General features: G+C 45.7%; 9 protein-coding genes. 5 read left to right on the top strand and 4 right to left on the bottom strand.

The genetic code is table 11. The features are described 5' to 3' along the window. The first annotated feature begins 370 nt into the window (after positions 1 to 370). The 3 genes from AC805_RS22635 (at position 371) to AC805_RS22645 (ending at position 3,911) form a co-directional block, all read left to right on the top strand. Positions 371 to 1,453 carry a hybrid sensor histidine kinase/response regulator gene (locus AC805_RS22635; RefSeq protein WP_055077505.1) on the top strand — a complete coding sequence of 361 codons (1,083 nt, stop codon included), beginning with the start codon at positions 371 to 373 and terminating at the stop codon, positions 1,451 to 1,453. Between the two features lie 65 nt (positions 1,454 to 1,518). Further along, positions 1,519 to 2,715, top strand: coding sequence for a Coenzyme F420 hydrogenase/dehydrogenase, beta subunit C-terminal domain (locus AC805_RS22640; RefSeq protein WP_055077506.1), 1,197 nt, complete (start codon positions 1,519 to 1,521; stop codon positions 2,713 to 2,715). 356 nt (positions 2,716 to 3,071) lie between these two features. After that, positions 3,072 to 3,911, top strand: a complete 840-nt coding sequence (locus tag AC805_RS22645) for a sigma-70 family RNA polymerase sigma factor (RefSeq protein ID WP_009629445.1) — start codon at positions 3,072 to 3,074, stop codon at positions 3,909 to 3,911. A 173-nt stretch (positions 3,912 to 4,084) separates the two neighbouring features. Here the strand turns inward: AC805_RS22645 and AC805_RS22650 are convergent, their stop codons facing one another. Both AC805_RS22650 and AC805_RS22655 read right to left on the bottom strand, forming a co-directional pair. Next, positions 4,085 to 4,828, bottom strand: coding sequence for an ABC transporter ATP-binding protein (locus AC805_RS22650; RefSeq protein ID WP_055077507.1), 744 nt, complete (start codon positions 4,826 to 4,828; stop codon positions 4,085 to 4,087). 78 nt (positions 4,829 to 4,906) lie between these two features. Further along, a complete protein-coding gene (locus AC805_RS22655) occupies positions 4,907 to 6,133 on the bottom strand; it encodes an ABC transporter permease (protein ID WP_055077508.1) in 1,227 nt (408 codons plus the stop codon). A 412-nt stretch (positions 6,134 to 6,545) separates the two neighbouring features. Between AC805_RS22655 and AC805_RS22660 the strand changes: the two genes are divergently transcribed. After that, a complete protein-coding gene (locus tag AC805_RS22660) occupies positions 6,546 to 7,262 on the top strand; it encodes a hypothetical protein (RefSeq protein WP_009627613.1) in 717 nt (238 codons plus the stop codon). A 196-nt stretch (positions 7,263 to 7,458) separates the two neighbouring features. On the opposite strand, the gene AC805_RS22665 is transcribed toward AC805_RS22660, so the two are convergent. Further along, complete coding sequence (locus AC805_RS22665) at positions 7,459 to 8,886, bottom strand: YdiU family protein (protein ID WP_055077509.1); 1,428 nt, start codon at positions 8,884 to 8,886, stop codon at positions 7,459 to 7,461. A gap of 39 nt (positions 8,887 to 8,925) precedes the next feature. Between AC805_RS22665 and AC805_RS22670 the strand changes: the two genes are divergently transcribed. Then, a complete protein-coding gene (locus tag AC805_RS22670; RefSeq protein ID WP_055077511.1) occupies positions 8,926 to 10,671 on the top strand; it encodes an RluA family pseudouridine synthase in 1,746 nt (581 codons plus the stop codon). Here the strand turns inward: AC805_RS22670 and AC805_RS22675 are convergent, their stop codons facing one another. Continuing rightward, positions 10,672 to 11,622, bottom strand: a complete 951-nt coding sequence (locus AC805_RS22675) for a tetratricopeptide repeat protein (RefSeq protein ID WP_197278820.1) — start codon at positions 11,620 to 11,622, stop codon at positions 10,672 to 10,674. Positions 11,623 to 11,821 lie beyond the last annotated feature (199 nt).

Raw genomic sequence — 11,821 nt, forward strand, 5'->3', positions numbered from 1 at the left:
ACTTACTTATATACTCCCTTCCCAGTGAAAAGTTAGACGTTGCGGCGCAAAGCGCCGCAACGCTAATTCTTGGTTTTTAATGTCTAATTTTATAGCGGGAAGGGAGTAGCAACGTAAGAGATAGCTAGGACATAAAACCCCAAATATGAGTAGCGGAGCTTCGTCCGCCACTCATATTTGGGGTTTTATCAAACCTTACGTTGCTATATTTTAGAGTTAGGGGTTTGTTTTTTAATTCACTGAACTGTTGGCTCACTTCAGTGAATTGGTATAGCTACTCATAACTTACTTGACTATAGTTATAAAGTAAAAAATAGATTAGAAATAGACTAAAAACCAAACCAGACCCAAAACCAAACTAAACTAACCCATGATATGCATATTGGTCATCGAAGATGAAGACTTAATTCGCGATTCTCTTGAAGATCTGCTTTCCTTGGAAGGATTTGACGTAATCACTGCTGAAAATGGGGCTGAAGGATTAACTCTTGCAAGGCAAAGACCACCTGATTTAATTCTTTGCGATGTCATGATGCCAATACTCAATGGTTATGAAGTCCTCCAACAATTACGTCAAGATAAAGAACTAAGTATGATTCCTTTTCTATTTTTGACTTCGATGATGGATCGTCGAAGCAATCGTAAAGGAATGATGTTGGGGGCGGATGACTATTTAGAAAAGCCCTGTACCAAAGACGATCTACTCGAAGCAATTTCTGTCCGTCTTAACAAGCAAAAAGCGATCGATCGTCATATAGAGGAAAAGCTAGAAGCTTTGCGAACGAGTATTACCCTCTCTCTGCCCCATGAATTACAGACTCCACTATCGGGGATCATGGGATTGTCAGAATTAATGATGCTTCAAAGCGAAGAGCTACTTCCTGCGGAGGTTTACGAATATTCTGAGGGAATTCACCATTCGGCAGAACGTCTCTACCGACTCATCCAAAACTATTTACTCTATAGCCGTTTGATCGTTATGCGATCGCAAGGTCAATCCAAATTCACATCGATATATCCCTGTAGTAGCCACCTTACCATCACCGTGGTAGGCGATCGTAAGGCAAAAATGTACGGTCGTTCAAGTGACCTAGAGATGGATCTCACCGAGACTGAACTGGCAATTTCATCGGAGGATTTGGCGAAGATCGTGGGAGAATTGATTGACAATGCTTTTAAATATTCTTCCAAGGGCAGTAAGGTTTATATCAGCAGTAAGGTTAGCGAGAAGGTATGGATATTGAAAATCCAAGATTTCGGGCGAGGAATGAGTACTGTCCAGATTGCCAATGTTGGGGCATTTATCCAGTTCAATCGCCAATTTTATGAGCAGCAAGGATTGGGGCTAGGGTTATGTTTAGCGAAAACCTTAGTCGAGTTTTATGGTGGCAACCTCAATATTCAAAGCCAAGAAAATGAAGGCACGAACCTCTGTATCTCGATTCCCCTGTAGCTGAGATCGCCCATAACCCAAAAAAGATATGATCTAGGTAGATCCATCTAGTAACAAATACCAAAATGTCCGTCGTTCCATCCCATCGCAGGGCAAAAGGGCTTGCAGATACCCAACGCCGCCCCGCAAAAGAGTTATGCAGTGAGTGCGGGCTCTGTGATACCCATTACATCCACTATGTCAAAGATGCTTGCGCGTTTATTACACAACATATTGATGAGCTAGAAACTCAGTCCCACGGTCGATCGCGCCATCTCGATAACGAGCAAGAACTATATTTTGGCGTACATCAAGAAATGGTTGCCGCCCGTAAAACGGAACCCATTGAGGGAGCGCAATGGACGGGAATTGTATCGAGTCTAGCGATCGCCATGCTAGAACGGGGCTTAGTTGAAGGTGTCATCTGCGTGCAATCCAGTACCAGCGATCGCTTTACCCCCCAGCCTGTAATCGCCCGTAATCGTGAAGAAATATTAGCGGCTAGGGTCAATAAGCCCACACTTTCTCCCAATCTCTCCGTATTAGAGCAGATCGAGCAATCGGGCATGAAAAGGCTATTGGCGATCGGGGTCGGTTGCCAAATACAGGCTTTACGCACGGTTGAGAGTAAGCTCGGTTTAGAAAAGCTCTATATATTGGGCACACCCTGTACTGACAATGTGACGCGATCGGGCTTACAGAAATTTCTCGATACTACTAGTCGCTCGCCTGAAACCGTCGTGCATTATGAATTTATGCAAGACTTTAACGTCCATTTCAAGCATTCCGATGGCTCGACCGAACAGGTACCTTTTTTTGGACTGAATACGAAGGAACTTAAGGATGTCTTTGCCCCTTCCTGTATGACTTGCTTTGACTATACCAATGCGCTTGCCGATATCGTAGTGGGCTATATGGGCGCAACTTTTGGCTGGCAATGGATTGTCGTCCGTAATGAAACTGGCAAAGAGATGCTGGAACTAATCAAGGATCAATTGCAAGTGCAACCCGTAATTTCCCAAGGCGATCGCCGTGCAGCAGTGCAACAGGGCATCTCCGCCTATGATAATGCCATGACCCTTCCCATCTGGTTGGCTTGGATCATTAGTTTCGTCGTCAATAAGGTGGGGCCTAAGGGCTTGGAATATGGCAGATTTTCCATCGATTCCCACTTTGTCCGCAACTTTCTCTACGTTCGGCGCAATTATCCCAAGAAGCTAGAAGCCCATGTGCCCGAATTTGCCAAGCGGATCGTCGCTCAATATAAGTTACCTAAAGTTTAGAAAGCCAAGAATTGAGTGGTGGCGCTTCGCGCCGCCACTCAATTCTTGGGGTTTACGCCAAGTACAATTGGCGACAGCCATAGCTACCGCCAGTCTTGTTAGGACAGAATTAAAACCCAAGATCGTGTTGCCGCGCTCCGCGCGGCAACACGATCTTGGGTTTTATATCCTGATGCAGTTGGCGGTAGCCATATCACACCTAACACACTGTTAGGTGTTAGCAATTTAGATATTTACTAATCCCTAACAACCTGAAAGGTGACCGATCGCCCTGCCAAGCACTAATCTAATCTCATCGAACAAGTAACTTTCTTAAATGACTTGATTAATGGGCTTGATTAGTTCAAGGCAAAACTATGACTACTGCAACCTTCGCCGTTAAATCTAATATTTCTAACCTGTCAGGCAGCATTCATACTCACAAAGTTCGTGAGTTTTCGGCAGCAGACAAAACCACGACCCTCGAACTACTCAATCAATATCGCAAAGCCCCATCAGCATATTTGCGCGATCGCCTCGTACGTTTAAATATCGGACTAGTCAAAAAAGAAGTAACCTTTTGGGCAGATCGTCACTCAGAAATCTATGATGATTTGTTGCAGGTGGGGTCGATGGGCTTAATTGGAGCCTTAGAGCGTTTTGAATTAAATCGGGGTTATGCCTTTAGTTCCTTTGCCGTCCGTTACATTCGCGGCGAAATTCAGCATTATTTAAGGGACAAGAATTCTTCGGTACGTATCCCCCGTCGCTGTCTGGATTTGCAACAGCAATCAGTGCGCGTCATGCAAAAGCTCCGTAATACTTTGCAAAGAGAACCATCTGCAAGGGAAGTTGCCAATGCTTTAGGAGTTAGCCTGAACGAATGGCAAGAGACAAAACTCGCCTACCAAAATCGCGCTCCCCTGAGTTTAGATGCGCCCATCCGTTCTGAGGAAGATGATTCTGCTTCCATTGGCGATCTCGTTGCCGATCCTAAGAGCAATATGCAAATGCAGCAAGATGAGAAGTTCCGTTTGCAACAAGCCTTATCCCTATTAGAACAACGTACAAGAGAAATTGTCGAATTTGTATTTATTGAAGATCTACCTCAAAGAGAAGTAGCGAAAATGTTGGGAGTTAGTGCTGTTACGATTTCCCGTCAGCTCAAAAAAGGTTTGTCAACTCTCCGTGGCGTATTAGAAGCTGAAGCTTGTTAGAAATATAGCTATAGTCATCAAACCCAATAGAGAGTTGCGGCGCTTCGCGCCGCAACTCTCTATTGGGTTTGATGTCCTGACTTAAGTGAATATAGCTATAAGTTAGGAAAAAATCAAAACCCAAGAAGAGAAGTTTGGCGCAAAGCGCCAAACTTCTCTTCTACAGACTACAGTTATAGATCTTCGGGAGATAGGCGATCGTTGAGGATCTGACCGTCGCGAAAGAGAATGATCCGCTGACTATTGCGAGCGACATCCGCTTCATGGGTAACCATGACTACTGTAATCCCGCTAGCATTCAACTCCCCAAATAGTTCCATTACTTCCTGAGTCGTATGCGAATCAAGCGCCCCAGTGGGTTCATCGGCTAGCAACATTACAGGATTATTAACGATCGCTCTCGCGATCGCTACCCGTTGCTGTTGTCCGCCCGACATTTGGTTAGGACGATTATTTAAGCGATGCCCCATCGCTACCCTTTCGAGAGCGGCTACCGCCCGTTCCTTCTGTTCCCGATTGGGAACATTAGCATAGGCCATCGGCAACATCACATTTTCCATCGCCGAAAGTTGCGGTAAGAGGTGATATTGCTGAAAGATAAAGCCGATTTTGAGATTGCGAACCTTTGCCAAATCGCGTTCTTCCATATGGGAGACATCTTGCTCATCCAAAAAATATTGTCCCGATGTACTACTGTCGAGACAACCAATGATATTCATACAGGTAGATTTGCCCGAGCCAGAGGCTCCCATAATCGCACAATATTCTCTTTCCTTAATCACAAAGCTGACATCTTCTAAGGCTCTGACCAAGGTATCGTTTTGACCATAATACTTACAGACATTATTTAAACGGACGATTTCTCTTCTAGATTCAGCAGTTGAAGAGATAGGAGCGATCGCATTGGTAGTTATCATGATTTCTTTCTCTTTTGTAAATGCTTGTAAATGCGTAAATCTTCAAATCAATACAGGCTCAAAGCTAAAGACTCATGGTTAGATACTGCGCAGAGCCACAATTGGATCGAGCTTGGCAGCTTGGCGAGCGGGAAAGATGCCAAAAAACAGACCAATGCCCCCCGATACGCCCACGGCGAGACAAATTGCGCCGATGGATACCCCAGCTTGCAGGGGGGAAACTGCGGCAATGAGGAGAATGCCACCAACGCCAATGCCCGTTCCGATCGCTCCGCCCAATAATGACAAAATGACCGCCTCGATCGTAAATTGAGTCAAAATGTCGCTAGGAGAAGCCCCGATCGCTTTACGAAGCCCGATCTCACTCGTGCGCTCGGTAACGGATACCAGCATGATATTCATAATGCCAATGCCGCCCACCAATAGGGAAATCCCTGCGATCGCCGCCAGCATGATCGTCAAGGCACTGGTAATATTACCGACAATTTCTAGGGCATCCTGCTGCGTGCGAATGGTAAAAGTATCGTCAGCATTAATATCGGAAGTACGATGGCGCAGACGTAAGAGGTTTGCGATTTGGAATTGAGCGGCACTAACATTATCGTTGCTAGTTGCCGAAACATTAATTACAGCGACGGCAACACCGTAGGGCGAGGTTTTACCCGTCAATCGGCTGGACATAGTGGTAATCGGCATGAAAATCGTGTCGTCTTGATTGGTTCCGAGAAACGCGCCTTTTTCAGCCATGATCCCGATAACTTCGTAGCTGGTGCCGCGCATTCTTACTGTCTGTCCGAGGGCACTACCCTGCGGAAACAGATCCTTCGCGATCGCCGCCCCTAAGGCAATCACCCTTGCATTTCGCTTGGTATCCTCTTCATTAAAAAATCTCCCCGAACTCACATCTGCATTCCGAACAACCGTGTAGCTTGCGGTCGTACCGATTAGGGTAGCCCGTTTGGTATTGTTGCCAGCGATCGCCAGCTCTGAACCATTAATCTGGGGCGCGACACTGCGAACGGTGGGGACTTGGGTAGCGATCGCATCGGCATCAGCCAGTACTAACCGATTGGGCGGAGCAATTACATTACGACGCGCATTATCCGTACCAGTGATCACGAAAATTACATCCGTACCGAGGGATTGAAATTGCTGAGATGCATACTTTTGTGCGCCCTGACCGACCCCAACCATCAAAATCACTGAGGCATTACCGATGATGATACCCAGCATTGTTAATGTACTTCGCAAACGATTAGCTGCTAGGGTTTTACCCGCCATGCGTAAGCTTTCCCAAGTATCCATCCTTAAAATCTTCCTGAGTTACCAGTAACCATATAATTACAAACCAAAACTAGAGAGAGTAACGCCCGCAAAGCAGGCGCTACTCTCTTCTAGGTTTTAAGTAGCGACTTAAGTGCATTTATAAGTGCATTTATATAAGTACCTCAGCATAATTAAAATCCAGAGCTAAAACCTGCGGCGCAAGCTGCGCGTGCGCCGCAGGTTTTAGGGTTTTATATTTAATTAAGCCCACTTACTTTATTATTTCTTTCATTTTTTTATTTTTGAAACAAGCAATGTTTAATCTGATTGCGCCAATTTCAAGTTATGGGCATCTAAGGCAGTTTGTCGCACCTAAGGCAATATGGGGGGCGATCTTTTGTTCGATCTTCGGGATAATGAAGTGCATTTGTGAGCGATCGGGAGGTTGGCAATGACGTTTGGGCTAAAAACCTCAACGATCGAATTACTGAAACGCTTTAATATGAGCTTTCCTCAGTTTTACGAGCAGTTTGTAAGTAGTGATATTCAACTGCAAAATTTGCGTTTGGCTTACCAACTTTATCAAACTAAGGAAGCTGTAATTGAACTCAGATCGGAAAGCAGCAAGAGCGTACTTTATTTTGCCTATCGAAATCAGTCATTTTTATTAAGTGATATTTTTGGGGTACTTGCTGCCTATGGTTTAACAATTCATAGTCTCAGTCTTTACGGACAGATTCATACACCGATGCTGGTGTTTATCAAACTAGTGATCTCGCGGGGAGGAAAAGCACTGCCCCAGAAGACTGCCGAGAATGTTCGTAAGGCAATCAAAGAAACACTCTTGGGGCGTTTTGAGGTGGAAGAGATGCTAGCCTTGGAATTTAACCTTGATAGTGGCTTAAAAAAAGTTGAAACAAATTTTTATGTCGATCGCGTATTTCATTTACCTGCGCTATTGGTAGAGGCGGACAGCCAACCAGGATTATTTTATAAGGTGATGAATGCGATTTGGCAGGAGGATCTGTTGGTAGTAAATGCCAATTTATTAGTGTGGCGCGGACGCACAAGATTGATTTTATATTTATTAGGTCCTAACGAAAACCTAATTCCTGAATATTTGGGAACGAAAATCGCCGAAAGTCTTAAGCAACGACTTTCGTATTAATTCATATTTCCCTCTCCCGTGGAAAGTCGATAACCCCAAGAATTGCTTGGCGGCGCTTCGCGCCGCCAAGCAATTCTTGGGGTTTATGTCCTAGTGCATTTGGCGATAGCTATAAAACCGAAAAGATTAGTGGCGGCGCTCCGCTCCGCCACTAATCTTTTCGGTTTTGATTGGTTTCAACAAGATGTCATGAGCATTATTCTTTTAATTGGGCGATCGCATCATACAAAGGCTGCCAATCATCATCCAAGGTAATCCGCTCCCAAACCTCTTCAATTTTCGGACGTAGAAAAATTATGGATGGATTCGCGGTCTTAAGTTGTTGGGCAATATTTTCCATTTCCGCAATCGGCTGACGGATTAATAATTGATGGTAAACGACGCGCCATTTTTCTAATAATGGGGCTTGTTCTTCCGTAATTTCCCAATCAGGATTAGGAAAAATATGGCGAACATCTTCGCGCCAATTGGGTTGAAAAGATTGGCGAAGTTTCACAAAGAATTGGTTGTAGCCGATCGCTTGGACGTTGGACAACAATTCTAAGGTTGCGCCGATCAGATCTTCAGTTTCAGGTTCGGAGAGCATCCTAAATCCTAATCGCTTCAACATCATTTCACAATAGGCAAGGCGATAGAAGTCTTTAAACTTCAGTAATGATGCTTGCATATCGTTCTTATCGACGACCATACCGAGCGGATCTTGCAGCTTTTCGAGATTCCAATAGCAAGCGGCAGGTTGATTGGCATAGCTGTAGCGTCCCGCATAGTCAAAATAGGCGGCGGTAAATCTCGGATCGTAGGTGGGAATAAAGGCAAAAGGTCCATAGTCAAAGCTCTCCCCCGTAATCGACATATTATCGGTATTAAGAACGGCGTGACAGAATCCCACCGCCATCCATTGAGCGCAGAGAGTTGCCACTCGTTCGACTAATTCTAAATAGAAAATGCCGTCCTGATTTTCTTTTCCCCAGAACTGCGGATAGTAGATTTGGAGAACATGATCTAGCAATTTGCGGGTAAGGTCAGTCCGACCGATCCATTTGAGGCGTTCAAAGGTACCAAAGCGAATATGCGATCGCGAAAACCTCACCATGACGGAAGATCGGGTGGGTGATGGTTCGTCACCACGCCATAGGTCTTCTCCTGTTTCGACGAGGCTGAAACAACGCGAGGTCTTTACACCCATGCGATGGAGGGCTTCCGAGGCAATAATTTCCCTTACTCCGCCTTTGAGGGTGAGCCGTCCATCAGCGGTGCGGGAATAGGGGGTTCTGCCAGAACCTTTAGTGCCGAAGTCATAGAGTTCGCCATCAACTCCGCGCACCTGTCCATAGATAAATCCGCGTCCATCACCGAGTTGGGGATTATATTCACCAAATTGATAGCCGTGATAGCGGAGGGCAAGGAAGGAGCGCACAGCGCGAAAATGACCAAAAGCTTCAATAAAGTCATCATCGCTAACCTGCGATGGGGCGAGTCCTAAAATCGGCAAAACATCATCGTTACGCCATCGCAATTTATGCATCGGATATTCGGCGGCGGTAACGACATCGTGATAGTCTGCTAAAGACTCGATCGCGGGTTCGTAGTTAAGATTAAGGAAAGGGTTGCTAGGGTGACTCATGGCGAAATTGGCGCTGGCAAAATATTAGATGCTTCTGTCATGATACTTGGTTCGGATCTCGATCGAGCTATCACCTATTGGTACGAGGGGATCTGTCCCTATAGTGGTGAAATATTGCGATTGCCGAGGACTTTAGAGGCGGAAGCGATCGCAAGAGATCTCATGCAATCCCTTGGGCGCAGTCGCGATCGCAGCGAAGGCAAAATGTATGGAGTGTTAATTGCGGAATCATCAACAGGAGAAAGATTGATTCTCAAAGCCTTCTCTGGCTTGCTCAATGGAAAAGGTGAGATTGCAGGATGGGTTCCCCCTATTGCTGGCAGGGAAAGGGTTGCGATCGCCGAATCAATTACGCTCCATCGATTGGCAAAAATCAAACAAGAATTAATTGACTTGAGTCAGATTGCCGAACGTGGGGAATACGAACGGCAATCGCAGGAATATGCCGCCCAGTTTGAAATGATGCGAGAGCGGCATCAAATTTCCAAGCAACAACGACAGATCGAAAGACAGCAAGATATCGCAGACCGATCTGCTTTAGATCGAGCGAGTCAAATTGAAAAAATGGAAAGGCGCAATTTCAAGCGCGATCGCGATCTGGCTCTATTGACCCTCAAACAGGCGATCGAGCTTGCGGATAACCAGATGCAAAATCTCAAACAGGAACGCCGCGAACTCTCGCGCACTTTGCAGAATCAAATGCATCAGGCCTATGTCTTGACTAATTTTGCAGGGGAAACGCGATCGCTAAAGGAACTAATTACCGAAGGAGCTATGCCCACGGGCACAGGCGATTGTTGCGCCCCTAAATTATTGCACTATGCTGCCATCCATCATCTGACCCCGATCGCCCTAGCGGAGTTTTGGTGGGGAAGTCCTGCCCCCGATGGTTATAAGATGCAGGGAGAGTTTTATGGCGCTTGTGTCGAGAGGTGTCAACCTTTAATGGGATTTTTGCTATCGGGAAGGAATCGTAACGCTTTTGAAGGAATAGGAGAGGATGCAATCTCTGTTGAGGATGAGAGCGAAGAAAAAATACGATGTCAATCCAGTCTTAAATCTAGTCTTAAATCTAGCTTTAAATCGATTAAATCGGGAAAAATCGAAGTAGAACTTCCCATTATGTATGAGGATGAGTATCTAATAGGGATCGCCAAACCTGAGGGGCTGCTATCAGTCCCTGGGCGCTATCTCGATACTCAAGATAGCGTTCTCAGTCGCCTACACCAATATTTTAGCGATTTTAGAGATCGTGCGTCTCTTTACCCAGTGCATCGACTCGATCGCCAAACTTCAGGAATCCTATTATTAGCTCGCGATCTGGATTCATTGCGACATCTCCAGATGCAATTTCAACAGCGGCAAGTGCGTAAGGTTTATGAAGCATTACTATCAGGAGAATGTACCCAAAAATGCGGGATGATCGATTTGCCATTGTGGGGCAATCCCGAAAATCGCCCCTACCAGCAGGTGGATTTTGCGAGAGGGAAACCAAGTTTGACTGAATTTCGGCTGCTCTGTAATCAGGTCAGTAATCAGGTCAGTAATCAAGTCAGTAATCAAAATAATTACGCAAGAATTGAATTTATCCCCTTAACGGGACGGACACATCAACTGCGCGTTCACGCTGCCGATCCGCGTGGATTGGGGCTCACAATTTTAGGCGATCGCCTATATGGCTGTCAGATTGCGACCGATCGCTTACATCTCCATGCACGGGAGTTAACCTTCACCCATCCGCGATCGCTGGAGGAAATTCGTTTGCAAATACCAGTTCCTTTTTGATTAGACTCCTCTCGCGAGGATTTGACCGAGGTATTGATGGGCTTCGATCCAATCAGGGGAGAGTTCGATCGCCGATTGGAAACAGGCGATCGCTTCGTCGATTTTACCTAGATTATTTAAAATAATTCCGAGATTAAAGTAGGGTTGGGCAAAGCTAGGGTCGATATCGATCGCTTCTTTGTAAGATATGATCGCATCTTTGATTTGGTCTTTGCGAAGGAAGGTATTGCCGAGATTGCAATGGGCATCGGCATAGGCTGGATTGATCTGAATTGCCTTCTCAAAGCAGGCGATCGCTTTACCTTCTAAATCCGCTTTGATCGCTTCTTCTTCGGTGAAAATGGAACTAATTTTGAGCAAATAGGCTACGCCCAAGGCATTATAGTCTTTAGCTTGCAGCAGATCCGAATTATGATTCTCGGCAAGTTCGTAAATAGCGCTAACTGCTTCAGTGGCATTTTGCTGCAAATGGATTTGGGCGATCGCCCGATAACCATCGATATTGTCGGGATTTTGGGCGATCGCGCGTTCGTAGCTGGCGATCGCTTCGCTGATTTTGCCTCTATCCTTCAGATTATCCCCTAGCTTGCAATGATATTCCGCCAAAAAACGTTCGGGGTGATATTCGAGGGCTTTCTGAAAATGGGCGATCGCTAGCTCCGCCCATCCCATCTGTTGATAGGTATTCCCTAATCCCAATTGAGCCTCTAACAATTGCGGATCGAATTGGATCGCCTTGCTATAGCTAGCGATCGCCTCCATCATATCTCCCTGCTGCTGATAAATTCCACCAATACGTTCGTGGGCAGGTGCAAAGTCGGGAGCGACAGCGAGAGCGCGTTGATAATTTTTGAGCGCGAGGGGCAGATTACCAGAGCCACGATAGCGATCGCCAAATTGGAGATAGGTCTCTGGCGATTCAACGTTTGATGGATTATTAACATCAGTCATAGCGACAGCGCAGTTAAATGAGGTAAATGGAGAGATTAAAGTCATTCATGGTATCAGATTTCTGATACAGTGCTTGCGCTAGGTAGAAAATCTAATAAGTAGTTCGGCATAATTAAAAACCAAAACCAGCGAGCATACCGCCCGCTATGCGGGCGGTATGCTCTTCTAGGTTTTAAGTTTACTTATGCCTAGCTACTTA

Source organism: Pseudanabaena sp. 'Roaring Creek', from assembly GCF_001402795.1.
GTDB lineage: Bacteria > Cyanobacteriota > Cyanobacteriia > Pseudanabaenales > Pseudanabaenaceae > Pseudanabaena.